General features: G+C 57.3%; 14 protein-coding genes. 9 read left to right on the forward strand and 5 right to left on the reverse strand.

What is annotated here, in order from left to right:
* Positions 1 to 224: 224 nt before the first annotated feature.
* Complete coding sequence (locus LT948_RS24415) at positions 225 to 839, forward strand: DUF6088 family protein (protein WP_004374692.1); 615 nt, start codon at positions 225 to 227, stop codon at positions 837 to 839.
* A gap of 36 nt (positions 840 to 875) precedes the next feature.
* Here LT948_RS24415 and LT948_RS24420 read toward each other — a convergent pair whose 3' ends face one another.
* Positions 876 to 2,252, reverse strand: coding sequence for a heavy metal sensor histidine kinase (locus tag LT948_RS24420; protein WP_003139556.1), 1,377 nt, complete (start codon positions 2,250 to 2,252; stop codon positions 876 to 878).
* Between the two features lie 2 nt (positions 2,253 to 2,254).
* On the reverse strand, positions 2,255 to 2,932 hold the full coding sequence (locus tag LT948_RS24425; RefSeq protein WP_004374688.1) for a heavy metal response regulator transcription factor: 678 nt from the start codon (positions 2,930 to 2,932) through the stop codon (positions 2,255 to 2,257).
* A gap of 206 nt (positions 2,933 to 3,138) precedes the next feature.
* Between LT948_RS24425 and LT948_RS24430 the strand changes: the two genes are divergently transcribed.
* The 8 genes from LT948_RS24430 (at position 3,139) to LT948_RS24465 (ending at position 11,215) form a co-directional block, all read left to right on the forward strand.
* Positions 3,139 to 3,498, forward strand: a complete 360-nt coding sequence (locus LT948_RS24430) for a co-regulatory protein PtrA N-terminal domain-containing protein (RefSeq protein ID WP_003139552.1) — start codon at positions 3,139 to 3,141, stop codon at positions 3,496 to 3,498.
* A 167-nt stretch (positions 3,499 to 3,665) separates the two neighbouring features.
* On the forward strand, positions 3,666 to 4,223 hold the full coding sequence (locus tag LT948_RS24435; RefSeq protein ID WP_003139550.1) for a cupredoxin domain-containing protein: 558 nt from the start codon (positions 3,666 to 3,668) through the stop codon (positions 4,221 to 4,223).
* A 147-nt stretch (positions 4,224 to 4,370) separates the two neighbouring features.
* On the forward strand, positions 4,371 to 4,904 hold the full coding sequence (locus LT948_RS24440; protein ID WP_003246762.1) for a cupredoxin domain-containing protein: 534 nt from the start codon (positions 4,371 to 4,373) through the stop codon (positions 4,902 to 4,904).
* A gap of 79 nt (positions 4,905 to 4,983) precedes the next feature.
* The gene (locus LT948_RS24445) at positions 4,984 to 5,232 is read left to right on the forward strand and encodes a DUF2933 domain-containing protein (RefSeq protein WP_003246761.1); all 249 of its coding nucleotides are present in this window, start codon (positions 4,984 to 4,986) and stop codon (positions 5,230 to 5,232) included.
* A 5-nt stretch (positions 5,233 to 5,237) separates the two neighbouring features.
* Complete coding sequence (locus LT948_RS24450; protein ID WP_023095628.1) at positions 5,238 to 7,598, forward strand: heavy metal translocating P-type ATPase; 2,361 nt, start codon at positions 5,238 to 5,240, stop codon at positions 7,596 to 7,598.
* A 173-nt stretch (positions 7,599 to 7,771) separates the two neighbouring features.
* Complete coding sequence (locus LT948_RS24455; protein WP_003139541.1) at positions 7,772 to 9,499, forward strand: ATP-dependent nuclease; 1,728 nt, start codon at positions 7,772 to 7,774, stop codon at positions 9,497 to 9,499.
* Complete coding sequence (locus tag LT948_RS24460) at positions 9,489 to 10,916, forward strand: UvrD-helicase domain-containing protein (RefSeq protein ID WP_003139540.1); 1,428 nt, start codon at positions 9,489 to 9,491, stop codon at positions 10,914 to 10,916. Before LT948_RS24455 ends, LT948_RS24460 begins: the two co-directional genes overlap by 11 nt.
* 98 nt (positions 10,917 to 11,014) lie before the next feature.
* Positions 11,015 to 11,215, forward strand: coding sequence for a heavy-metal-associated domain-containing protein (locus LT948_RS24465; protein ID WP_003139539.1), 201 nt, complete (start codon positions 11,015 to 11,017; stop codon positions 11,213 to 11,215).
* A 19-nt stretch (positions 11,216 to 11,234) separates the two neighbouring features.
* Here LT948_RS24465 and LT948_RS24470 read toward each other — a convergent pair whose 3' ends face one another.
* Genes LT948_RS24470 through bufB form a run of 3 tightly spaced genes read right to left on the reverse strand, consistent with a single transcriptional unit; the run spans position 11,235 to position 13,225 of the window.
* Positions 11,235 to 11,549, reverse strand: a complete 315-nt coding sequence (locus LT948_RS24470) for a hypothetical protein (RefSeq protein ID WP_003139538.1) — start codon at positions 11,547 to 11,549, stop codon at positions 11,235 to 11,237.
* Between the two features lie 51 nt (positions 11,550 to 11,600).
* Positions 11,601 to 12,392 carry an HvfC/BufC N-terminal domain-containing protein gene (locus tag LT948_RS24475; protein WP_009394809.1) on the reverse strand — a complete coding sequence of 264 codons (792 nt, stop codon included), beginning with the start codon at positions 12,390 to 12,392 and terminating at the stop codon, positions 11,601 to 11,603.
* Positions 12,389 to 13,225, reverse strand: coding sequence for an MNIO family bufferin maturase (gene bufB / locus LT948_RS24480; protein ID WP_003139536.1), 837 nt, complete (start codon positions 13,223 to 13,225; stop codon positions 12,389 to 12,391). Before bufB ends, LT948_RS24475 begins: the two co-directional genes overlap by 4 nt.
* Positions 13,226 to 13,247 lie beyond the last annotated feature (22 nt).

A 13,247-nucleotide genomic window follows, 5' to 3' on the forward strand; every position in this document is an offset into this window, starting at 1 on the left:
CGATGGAGAAGCTGACCGAGCTGATAAGGGTCTATGACCGGGACGAACGAGTCTTGGGCTACGACTTCAAAACGGCATCAGGCCAGACCTACTCGCACAGAGATTGCCTGTACTCACAGGACGGAGCCAAGCACCAGGTCTATTGTTCGATGATGTGTCCCGCATGAGATGGTCGCCACCTCTGGTGGTTCTTGGCAGGGCCACTCACGAGGTTTGACAGGACAATGAAGGCTCTTCCCGAGAAAATCCTGGACATCATTCAACAGCTTCCAGAAGGTGAGGTTCTGACACCTAGCAGATTCCTGCATCATGGTTCTCGCCATGCTGTGCAGCGAGGACTCTCTCGCCTGGTCGAAGGTGGAAAGCTGTTTCGCGTTGCTCGGGGCATTTATGTTGCCGCAGTCGAAACTCGGTTCGGCGTGCGCCCGCCGGCACCGGAGAAGGTTGTCCACTCGCTGGCTAATGCGCTGGGTGAAGTGCTGGTCGACCACGGGGCTCGTGCCGCGAATAAATTAGGGCTGAGCACACAGGTTCCAGTTCGCTATGTCTTTCTAACCGACGGACGCTCTAGGGAGCTTCAGGTAGGCAAGACCACCGTGTCGATTCGGTATGCGCCTCGATGGTTGATGGCTCTAGGCGCTACTGGAGCGGGGGAAGCCATTCGAGCATTGGATTGGATTGGCGAGGCAAGCGTGGGGTATGCCGTTTTCAAACTTCATAAACTACTACCCGAGAGCGAATGGGGTGATCTGGTGTCAGCTCACCGCTCGTTACCTATCTGGATGGCGAATGCAATCTGCGCTCAGTCGAGTTGCACCCACCCTGTCAAGTTGGGCTAGCGGTTTAGCTGTAGCCTACTTACCGCCAGATCGGCATCATCTGGAATGGGGCAATTCGATGTGAAAGCCCGTGAGGCCGGCGGCTGAGGTGCACCAGATGCGGCCTTTGTGAGCCTCAATGATGGATCGGGTGATGGCAAGTCCGAGCCCGGCGTTGCTCGGGCTTCCCTCCCGCCGAGCGGGGTCGACCCGGTAAAAGCGGTCGAAGAGCTTCTCTAAATGCTCTGAGCTAATTGTGTCCCCTGGGTTCTCGATGCTGAAGGTTGTGGAGTCCGCTGTCTCGCGGATCAAAACCGAAATTGTATGTCCCACCGGCGTGTAGCGCAGTGCATTGGACAGCAAGTTGGAAAGTGCACGATCAAGCATCAGCCGATCTCCCAGCACTTGGCCTGTGCCTGTGAGCGATAGTTCAATGCCATGTTCTTCGGCCAGAAGGTGGTAGTAGTCAAACAGCTTGAAGACTACGTCAGCCAGTTCGATCCTGGCCTGCTCGGGGATGATTAGGCCATTATCAGCCTTGGCCAAGAAAAGCATGTCATCAATCATCCGAGACATGCGCTTCAAGTCCTCCAGGTTGGAGTAGAGATTCTCTTCATAGGCATTGATATCGCGTTTCTTGCTCAGCACGACCTCGGTGTGGGTCATCAGGTTGCTAACGGGCGTGCGTAGCTCGTGGGCAATGTCGGCCGAAAAATTGGAGAGCCTAACGAAGGCATCCTCTAGCCGAGCCAACATCGCATTGAAGGATAGAACCAGTTGCTGAAGTTCCCGCGGCACTGGTTCGAGAGGGATTCGTTCCTGTAACGAGCGAGCGGACATCCCGGAGGCCACATGAGTGACTTGCCGCAGAGGCCTAAGGCCGCTGCGAGCAACCACCCAGCCGAGCGTGGCACTGAACAGGGCACTGATGACCAATCCAATCCAGAACCATCGTTGCAGCGTGTCGAAAAAGTGTGTGTGATTGGTGACGTCAAGAATCAGCAAAGCTGTGAGCGGCTCAGCCTGATCGGCTACCGAGATTTGCGCCGTCATGCCGCGGTACATGTGTTGGCCGTTCTGCCACTCCCACATGCTCTGCTCATTTTCACGTCTGAAACGCTCTGGTACTTCGACTGCTCTGGGGGCGGAGAACAGTACAGAACCGTCACTGGCCAGGATAGTGGCCGCCAGATCCTGATGGGCTCCCAGCAAGGCTCGCAACTGCGGTAATTCTTCCGAAAGGCTCGCTTCACCGCGAGCATTGTTGAGGATATGTTTGGCGGATTCGAGTTTCTCCACCAGGGCCTGCCGATCCAGCATCTTGAAGTGGTGCTGGCTGAGCATATTGAAACTCAGCCCTGCTACCGTCAGGACTGCAATTACCGCGGACATGAACATCAGGCTCATGCGTGCTGTCAGCGAAAGGTGCTTCATATTCACTCCGGCGCATCCATCATGTATCCCATGCCGCGGGCGGTATGAATCAGCTTGAGATCGAAATCGTCATCGATTTTTGCGCGTAGCCGGCGTACCGCAACCTCAATGACATTGGTGTCGCTGTCGAAATTCATGTCCCAAACCTGAGAGGCAATCAGCGACTTCGGGAGCACCTCGCCGCGCCGGCGCAGTAGCAGTTCCAGCAGTGAAAACTCCTTCGCGGTCAGGTCAATTCTTTTCCCGCCACGGATCGCACGCCGCTTCATCAGATCGACTTCCAGATCGGCAATTTTCATCGTTGTTTGCGTGGGTGAGCCATTGCCTCTACGCAGCAGCGTTCTGACCCTGGCCAGAAGTTCTGAAAAAGCAAATGGCTTGATTAGGTAGTCGTCCGCACCTAGCTCCAACCCTTTAACGCGGTCCTCCACACCATCGCGTGCCGTCAAGAACAGTACGGGGACGTCTTTTCCTGCTGCGCGCAACATGCGCAGCACTTCCCAACCGTCCAGCCCAGGCATCATTACATCCAGAATTAGCAGGTCATAGGCTTCGCTAAGTGCATGCTGAAGGGCATCTGTACCGGTCATAACCCGGTCGACATTGAACCCAGCCTCGGTGAGACCTTGCTGGAGGTACGTACCGGTTTTGGGTTCGTCTTCAGCTACCAGTAGTTTCATGTGTGCAGACTCCAAAAGTCGGGTGGCCTGAGTTTGCAGGCAAACCGCGGCCCCAACCAGAAGCTTACGAAAATGTAATTCTGACTTCAGCTCACTGACAGGGTGGCTTGTCTAGGGTGCAAGCATGAGTACTAGGTTGTGCTCTCGGCCCTCGACAGACCAAAAGCAGAGGTGCCGGCCATAGTTTGCACTGATGGAGACTGCCCATGAAATCGCTGAAACCTTTGCTTCTGGTTGGTTCGCTACTGCTGTCTTCCATGGCTTGGGCCGAAGGGGGCAGCGACCGTGTATTCGAGCGCATCCAGCAGATGCGCGACAAAGCAGAAGCCGTGCTGATCCAGGCGGAGAAGGCCCCGGTCGGCGAGCGGCATGTGCACATGAAGGAGCATATGAACATGCTCGAAGACATCATGAGCCAGCTGCACAACGAACATCCCGCGCCAAACATGTCTGCCGAAGAGCATCTGGCCTGGATGGAAAAGCATGACAAGCTGGTAGACGACGTGCTGGGTCAAATGATTCGAGAGCACAAGCTGATGATGGCCGACAAGGAATGCCATCAGTAAAGATTTCCCCCATCTTACAGGCCTTTCGTGATTGCTCCTTCGGCCTAGCGGCGCCTTTATGGCGCCGTGCTTTTTCCCAGCTGACGCAATTGTAGTTTTGGGGTCAGCGGCCTGGCAGCAAGCGGGGAATAGCATGAGATTTCCAGCACCCATCTCGAGGTCTCACCATGAAACGCTTACCCCTTAAACTGCTGATCAGCACTCTGTTCATCAGCACCACCTTTCCGGCATTTGCCGAGGTCGGCGGCAGTAGCAATGGCATTGGGCAGCAGGCCCAGGCGACGCCAGCGACTCGTACCATCTTGGTAAAGATGGACGACATCAACTACAGCCAGAAAACGATCGATGTGAAGCCAGGTGAAACCGTGCGCTTCGTTCTGAAGAACGAGGGCGCGTTGATGCACGAGTTCAACATCGGGCAGGCAGCGTCCCAGCTGGAGCACCAGCGCAAGATGGCGTCCTTGTTCAAGGACGGCACACTGACCCCGACCGGCATGGCCGAGCGCATTGTCTGGCATGAGCGTTATGGCATGGGAGACTCCAACCCTCCAGGCTATCCGGAAGTCATCAAAGCCAAGCATGACGACCCGAACGCGGTTCTCGTCGAGCCCGGCACAACCAAAGAGTTCGTGTGGACCTTCCCTAAGGCGGGCAGTTTGAGCTTCGCCTGTACATTGCCTGGGCATTACCAGGCGGGGATGGTCGGTGAGTTTGCTCTGCGTTAGTCCGGCATCGGTGCTACCCGTTGGCCGCGAGCTGGGTAGCACCGATCTGACGAACCTTACTGCGATGTAGTTTTCACGTCAGCGTACCGCCAGCTGCACCTCATTAGCATCGGGACTCATCCCTCCTCAACACCTCAGAGGCACACCATGAAACTCAGACCCGCTTTCATAATCACCACCCTTGGCTTGCTGCTCAGTGCTGCCAATGCGCTGGCCAGCCCGGGCCACAAGAAAGACAGTATTGGGCAACCGGGAGACGGTCAGGCAGTAGATCGCACCATCGAAGTCCGGATGGGGGACATCTTCTTCGAACCCAAAGCAATGGAGATCAAAGCAGGCGAGACAGTTCGCTTCGTCCTGAAAAATGACGGTGCACTGCTACACGAATTCAATCTTGGCAAAGCGGCATCCCATGCCGCGCACCAGAAAGAGATGGCCGCGATGTTTCAGAACGGCACGCTGTCCCCTACAGGTGCACATGACATGAGCAATATGGGCCATGCCATGGGCGGCATGAAGATGGTCGGTATGGAACACGATGACCCCAACAGTGTTCTTGTCGAACCTGGAGCACGCGAAGAGTTGATCTGGACCTTCTCCGCCGCCACCGAACTGGAGTTCGCCTGCAATATTCCAGGACATTATCAGTCGGGAATGGTCGGTAAGGTGACCGTACGCTGACGTTTATTGATACTCGCCAACTCCGTCCAGTCTGAGACACCTATACTGATCCGGCCGCCATTGAAACGAGGCTATTGTCGTGGACCATACCCATCACACCAGTACCACTGAGCCGCCTTTTTGGAAGAGCAAGATTGGCATTGCGCTGATCATGCTGGCCGTAATCGGCATCTTCTATGTAGCGCGTGAGCATTACGGTCATCTTTCGCAGGCCCTGCCGTACCTCATCCTGCTGCTATGCCCGCTGATGCATCTGTTTGGCCACAATCACGGCGGGCACTCCCACTCCAGCAGCACCGCTGTTTCCAAGGACGAAGAAAGGACATAGATCGCATGCAAAAGACCTCCTGCCATCATGACCAGGATCATTCACATAACTCGCACGCCCACTCCGAGAGCCAGCGCGACCCGGTGTGTGGCATGGAGGTGAAATCTGATAGCCCATACCGCGAGAGCGTTGAAGGGAAGACCTATCGCTTCTGCAGTGCCAAATGCCTGCAGAAGTTTCAAATTGATCCCCACTCGTACATGGGCCACTCGTCTCATGAAGCACATCAGCATACGAGTCACCCTACGATATCGGCACCAGAAGGAGCCGCATATACCTGTCCGATGCATCCAGAGATTCGCCAACCGACCCCTGGCAACTGCCCGATCTGTGGCATGACGCTGGAGCCTGTCATCCCGGAGCTGGAAGAGGAGGAAAACCCGGAGCTGAAGGACTTCTCTCGGCGATTCTGGTGGACCCTACCGCTGACCGTCATCGTGACCGTGCTGGCGATGGCTGGCCATTCCTTGCAACTGTTTCATGGCACGACCCAGAACTGGGTCGAGCTGGCTCTGGCGACGCCCGTGACGCTATGGGGTGGCTGGGTGTTCTTCGCCCGCGGCATTGACTCCATCCGGCACCGCAGCCCCAACATGTGGACCCTGATCGGTTTGGGAACGGCCGCTGCCTACCTCTACAGCGTGGCCGCTACCTTGGTTCCGCAGTGGTTTCCGGCGGCTTTTGCCCAGGACGGACGTATCGGCGTCTATTTTGAAGCAGCCGCGGTGATTATCTCACTCACGCTGTTGGGCCAAATGCTCGAACTCAAGGCCCGCTCGCAGACGTCCGCAGCTATCAAATCGCTGCTGGGACTGGCACCAAAGACAGCGCGGCGCATCATGCCCGATGGAGTAGAAGAGGACATTCCTCTAACCCATGTCCATCAGGGCGATCATCTGCGTGTCCGGCCAGGCGAGAAGGTTCCTGTAGATGGCACTGTGCTGGAGGGTGAGAGCGCAGTCGACGAATCGATGCTTACTGGAGAACCGTTACCCGTGACCAAACGGGCAGGGGATGCCCTTATCGGTGCCACCCTAAACACCCACGGCAGCCTAGTTATGGAGGCGCAGAAAGTCGGTGCCGAAACCATGCTGTCGCAGATCGTGCTGATGGTGGCCAAGGCCCAGCGCTCTAAGGCACCCATGCAGCGTATGGCCGATGCCGTTGCGGGGTATTTCGTGGTCGGGGTGATCCTGATCGCGATTCTGACCTTCTTCGGCTGGGGGCTGTTCGGGCCGGAATCTGGCTGGGTATTTGGCCTGATCAATGCGGTGGCGGTGCTGATCATTGCGTGTCCCTGCGCCCTGGGTCTGGCAACCCCGATGTCCGTCATGGTTGCGACTGGCAAGGCCGCTAGCAGCGGTGTGTTGTTCCGCGATGCCAGCGCCATCGAAAATCTATGCAAGATCGACACGCTCATCGTCGACAAGACCGGAACCCTGACTGAGGGGTGCCCCGTATTCCATAGTGCGGAAGGGACAGGCGGTTACGACTCCAATGAAGTGCTGCGCCTGGCTGCCAGTCTCGACCAGGGTAGTGAGCACCCGCTGGCTCATGCCATCGTCGATCATGCGCGGGGTCAAGGCATTGCACTGGTCAAGCCGGACACTTTCGAGTCGGGCTCGGGTATTGGCGTGCGCGGTCAGGTCGATGGCCATCAGCTGCAGCTCGGCAACACCGCACTGATGGACGAGGCGGGCGTCGATATTACCCCGCTGCGCAATCGCGCCGAGCAACTGCGTCTGGAAGGCATCAGCATCATCTATTTGGCCGTTGATGGTCGCCTGGCGGGACTCCTGGCCGTTTCCGATCCGATCAAGCCTACTTCTCAACAGGCTGTCTCCAAGCTTCAAAGCGAAGACGTAAAGGTCATCATGGCCACTGGTGATGGCCTCACCACAGCAAGAGCCGTGGCGAAGCAGCTCGGAATCGAGGAAGTGCATGGTGAGGTCAAACCGCAGGATAAGGAGAAACTGGTCGCCGATTTGCAGGGCTATGGCCGTCGTGTCGCCATGGCGGGTGACGGCATCAACGATGCGCCCGCCCTGGCCAGGTCTGACGTAGGTATCGCCATGGGCACCGGTACCGATGTGGCGATGAACAGCGCCCAAGTGACGCTGGTCAAGGGAGATCTGATGGGCATCCTGCGAGCGCGCACCCTGTCAGTGGCAACCGTGAAAAACATGAGGCAGAACCTCGCCTTTGCGTTCCTCTACAACGCGATGGGAATCCCGCTAGCAGCGGGGCTGCTGTACCCGCTGACGGGGCATCTTCTGTCGCCCTTGATTGCTGCGCTGGCGATGAGTGTCAGCTCGGCGTCGGTGGTCTTCAATGCTCTGAGGTTGAAATCAACGGACATCGGATAGGCTTCCATACCACCGACCAGGTGATTATTCAGAAGCGCATCTGACCGGAAAATGCCGTACGGTAGTTTCCGGTCCGACCTATCTGTCGCAACACATAGTGACGAGGTGACGTTCGATGGACTGTTGCCGCTGCGGGTAGGAGACTGGTCGTCGTTAACCCATGAGGACTCTCCGTGGCCCGCATTCGCAGACTGATTATCAGCAACTTCCGATCTATCCAGGCGCTCGACTGGGTGCCGGCCCCAGGAATTAACTGCCTCATAGGTCCTGGCGATAGTGGAAAGTCCAGCATTCTAGATGCGATTGACCTTTGCGTCGGTGCCCGCCGGGGCGGCACGTTCGGCGACATGGACTTCTTCGCTCTGAACGTCGAAACACCCATCACCATCAGTGTGACGCTTGGCGATTTGCCGGTATCGCTGATGGATATCGATGTTTACGGCGAGTTCTTGCGTGGATTCAATCCAGGAACGGGAGAAGTCGAAGACGAACCGCGAGCGGGGCTGGAGACCGTTATCACCTTGCTTCTGCAAGTTGGTGCCGATTTGGAACCTACCTGGACACTTTTTTCTGAGCGTGCGGAGCAGCAGCAACTCGAACGCACTCTTCCCTGGAAGGAACGAGCGGCACTAGCACCCGCCCGTATCGGCAGCTTTGCGAGTTCGAACTTGTCGTGGAGTCGTGGCTCAGTGCTCAATCGACTTACTGACGAGCGTGCAGAGCTAGGTGCCGAACTTGCGCGCGCCGCGAGGCAAGCAAGAGCGAACTTTGGCAATCAAGCCGTCGGACATCTAACTCAGACGCTTGAGGTGGTGCAACGCACGGCTCAGCATCTTGGGGTTTCGGTTGGAGCGATGCCACAAGCACTCCTTGACGCACATTCTGTGTCGATTGGCGAGGGTGCGATCGCGCTGCACAGCGACACAGGCATTCCCCTTCGCTCCCTTGGCACGGGCTCGTCGCGATTGCTAGTGGCAGGGTTGCAAAGAGCTGCAGCTAGCGCCGCGCCAATTGCTCTTGTCGATGAGGTGGAATATGGGCTTGAACCTCATCGGCTCATGCGATTCCTGGACTCCCTGGGCGCAAAGGACGCTGCCGCTCCGCTGCAGGTCTTCATGACGACTCACTCACCGGTCGCGCTGCGCGAATTGTCCGGCAGCCAGTTATTCGTTGTTCGGTCTGGGCCTCAACGCCACAGCGTTATGGCGGCAGGGGAGGCCAACGAAGTACAAAGTACCCTTCGGAAGGACCCAGAGGCATTCCTCGCCAAATCCATTATCGTTTGCGAGGGTGCCAGCGAGGTTGGCTTCGCGCGTGGCCTTGACCAATGGTGGGGCAGCCTTGGCGCTACCTCATTCCTGGCTCATGGTGGCGCTTATGTGGACGCCGGCGGGGGAAGTCCCGATAACAGTCTTATCCGCGGAACGGCACTTCAGAACCTAGGCTATCGCGTGATGGTTTTTGTAGACGCCGACAAACCTTCGACCGCAGGGCTACCTGAAGCATTCTTGGCCGCAGGCGGACAAATTCTGACATGGCGACCAGGTCTCACTCTGGAGGACGAGATCTTCCGCCATCTCAGTGACCAAGCACTCGATGCACTTCTGGCGAAAGCCGAAACAATAGTGGGTGCAGAGCTGATGAATGCGCATATCCAGACGAAGTCCCAAGGACGTATGACACTACATGACATCAAAGCTGAAAGACTTATTCAGGGCTACTTGCCCGCGACGCGAGAGCTTTTGGGAGCTGCATCTCGTATCCGCAACAGCGGGTGGTTCAAGTCGTTGACAACCTATCAGGAGGTTGCAAGGGACATCGTCGGCCCGTCTCTACAGAACGCCGACCAGGGCTTCATGGCAGTCACGAATCAGCTCTGGACGTTTACAAGTGCCCCTTGAGATCGATCTTTTCGCTATCGAGCGTGGCTCCATAACAGCCCCCGCAGGTTGTGGAAAAACGCAATTGATTGCCGAGACGCTCATCGCGCATAGGCAGAGCAAACCCATACTCGTACTAACGCACACGAACGCAGGCGTTGCGGCCTTACGGGCACGCCTGAGACGAGCCGGCGTTCCTAACTCCGCATATCGAGTCTCCACCATTGATGGATTCTCGATGCGCCTCATCGCTAAGTTCCCAGCGCGAAGCGGCCATAACCCACAGATCTTACAGCTCCACCAGCCCAACACCGACTACCCTGCAATTCGGCACGCCGCCATGCTGTTACTGCAGGCAGGCCACCTTGCTCAGCCTCTCCGTGCCACTTACGCGCGCTTGCTTGTCGACGAATACCAGGACTGCAACGTCGTCCAGCACGCCATCGTGTCAGGTTTGGCCCAGGTGCTACCGACCTGCGTGCTCGGTGACCCAATGCAAGCCATCTTCGACTTTCGTGGCAATCGACTGGTGCATTGGGCGAATGAGGTGCAGCCCCTGTTCCCCGCGGCAGGAGAGCTGAGGATACCCTGGCGCTGGCGGCTGGCCGGAGCTGAGAACCTTGGGCAGTGGCTACTCGCCATACGGCAGCAACTTCAAGTTGGCCAGCCGGTGGATCTGCGCACGGCTCCGGCAGAAGTGCGCTGGGTGCAGCTCAACGCCGGGACCGAAGTCCAGCAGCGGCTGGTGGCCGCTAGAACCGAGTCACCCAACGCTCGGGGCAGCGTCCTCATCATCGGGGACTCCATCAACGTGCAAGGTCGCCATCAGCTCACGAGCCAGACACCCGGCGCCATGGCCGTCGAAGCCGTCGACCTAAGGGACCTCGTCAACTTCGCCAGGAACTTTAACCTGCAGGGTGCCAATGCTCTGGCACAACTTGCGGAATTTGCTTCAAGCGTGATGACGGGGGTAGGTGCAGCAAACCTGCGAACGCGTGTGGAGTCTCTGCGCACAGGACGTGCCCGAACGCCACCGACCCCGGCCGAGGCCGAGGCCGTCGCATTCGTCGGGGAGCCAACACCGCAGCGAGCACTCCTTGTGCTCAACGCCCTCGCCGAACAGCCGGGGGCACGGGTGTACCGACCGGAAGTTCTGCACTGCTGCCGGTCCGCTATGCAAGCTGTGGCGGGAGGTACAGCCGACTTTCTGAGTGCAGCCATTCAAGCGCGAGAACGCAATCGACACCTTGCCCGCTCCATCGCAAGACGCTCGGTAGGCAGCACATTACTTCTCAAGGGGCTCGAGGCCGATGTCTCGGTTGTTCTGCATCCTGAACTTATGACCGCTCAGAATCTGTATGTCGCCCTGACGAGGGGCGCAAGGCACGTAGTGGTGTGTTCATCGAACCCCATCCTGATGCCTGTGAACAACGGCTGAGCCTTATTGTTGCGTTTGCGCACTTGACCTTGCCATCGTGTCAAGGTCGATGCTGTCTGTGCGGTAACTTGAGCCGCGGACGAAATGAGGTGAGAGAGATGTTCAGCCTGAATGTTTCGGGTATGGGTTGTGGCAGTTGTGTCAGCAAAATCACGAAGGCCATCCAGACGCTGGATCAGGACGCACGCGTAGAGGTGGATCGGGCAGCCGGCAAGGTCACTGTAGAGAGCACAGAAAGTGCCGAATCGATCCGCGAGCTGATCCAGGAGCTTGGTTATGCGGCCCAGGTCAGCGCTTGAGCGCTGGCCTGCCGACCGACTAAATCTCCAGTTCTGAGAGCTCTTTCAGCCCGTGAATACTGGTGACCTCGTTAGTAATACCTTCATCCCCATCTCGGCCGCGAAGCCAGTTTGAGTGATCGCCTGGCTCGCGCATTTCCAGCGTGTCATAGGAGTAGCGCTTTCGCTTGAACAGGCTTTTCAATGCGGCGAACTCGTGGCTTTTCTCGTCTTCTATTCCGACGACTTTTCCTACAAGCGCCTCCCAATGACCGACGCCGTCGGCCAGCATCGCCTGGTAAGTCTCTGGGTCCAGCAAGGCTTGCTGTTTGAAATGAATGATGCGGTGTGTCATCGACGCGCTCGGGAGTGGCCAAAGAGAAGCCGCTAGCCTATAGGTTCCGGGTCATTCGTGAATAGTTGCCCTGAGCTTTAGCAAACCTTCGTTGACCCACAATTTCAACCAAGTTGCGGCCTGCAGGGGGGCTTGCTCTCCATGTGTTGCGCTCAATGACTCGCAGAGTTCGGCGAACGATCCACCCTCGACGAAAAACCGCAATGCTGACGCCTCTTCTGGCTCCAGGCTTCGGTAATGGCATACGAGGTTATGACGCCAGACCAGACAGTCTCGATTCCCGGCTGGTTGGGTGGCAACGGGAAGCAGATCCCCAGACTTGGCAGCCTTCCACAGCGCCAGCGTGTTGTACTGCAATCGCAGCCATCTGGCAGATGGAGTCAGGGAAACCCTGAATGAAACCCAGTCTTCAGCCGAAAACTCACTGATGGCCTGCAGTGAAAGCGCTTCGACATCCTGAGCATCGAAAGCCAGTGTAAAAGCCCACTCCAGCTCCGCGAGTTCGCGCATCGGTGAAAGTTGAGGTTCCGCAATGTAGCTGCGAATGAACTCGGGCAGCTTTTCACCCAGCCAGCGAATGCTGAAATGCCGCGGTGGCCAGGCGGCGATATAGGCCAGTGCGAGTTGCTCGAACGACTCTTCTCCCAGCCATTGCTGCAGCGCCGGGAAATCCTCGCGCAGCACCGCCAGCAGGCGCGAGCGATAGGCGTTATGGTAGATCCGCAGGCCTTCGAGGGCACTCAGCGCAGTGCAACCCCGGACTTGCTCCAAAAGCTCGTTGGAGGGCAGGGCACCATCTGTCAGGTAAGTTTCAAATGCAGTCTGTAAGGCGCTTAGGCTCAAAGGGTTGCCCTCGATATCACGCCATTGGCGATAGCTCGGGCATGCTCCAACTCGGATAACAGATCCTCGAACGGTGGAAAATGATCATCCCGCTCGATCAACGTCGACGTTGGACCCAAGTAGCTCAAAGTCTTGCTGTAGAGCGCCCAAACCGGGTCAGCGATGGGCTGGTCGTGGGTGTCGATGAGGTATTGCCCGTAATCGCTATGCCCGGCCAGGTGAATTTGACGAATCCGCTCGTGCGGCAATTCCAAGATGAACTGCCATGGGTCGAAATCCTGATTTCGTGCGCTGACGTAGACGTTGTTCACGTCAAGGAGCAATTCGCAACCGGTCAGGAAACTCAGTTCCGAGAGAAACTGCGATTCGCTCATGCTGGACGTCTTCCACTGCACGTAAGAAGAAACGTTCTCCAGCACAATGGGACGTTCCAGAACATCCTGCACTAGACGCACCCGCGCGGCGACATGCAGCAGGCTTTCTTGGGTAAACGGCAGCGGCAGCAGGTCGTGGAGTTGATGGGCGTTGCCGCGACTCCAGCACAAGTGGTCGGAAACCCACTGGGGCTGTACCCGGTCCGCCAGTTGCTTGAGCTGTCGTAGGTAGCCCATGTCCAGGTTATGCGAACCGCCGATCGACAGCGATACTCCGTGCATCACCAACGGGTATTGCTCGCCAATCGCATCGAGAAAGTAGAGGGCCTTGCCACCGCCCACCAGGTAATTCTCGGAAATGATCTCAAACCAGTCGACCGCAGGTCGCTGTTCAAGAATCTGCTGGTAATACTCACTGCGAAGGCCAAGACCGAAACCCAGTGTTTTGCGCTTACTCATTCAAGACTCCAGCAGGGGAGTG

The sequence above is a fragment of the Pseudomonas sp. CP-1 genome (assembly GCF_021213715.1).
GTDB lineage: Bacteria > Pseudomonadota > Gammaproteobacteria > Pseudomonadales > Pseudomonadaceae > Pseudomonas > Pseudomonas aeruginosa.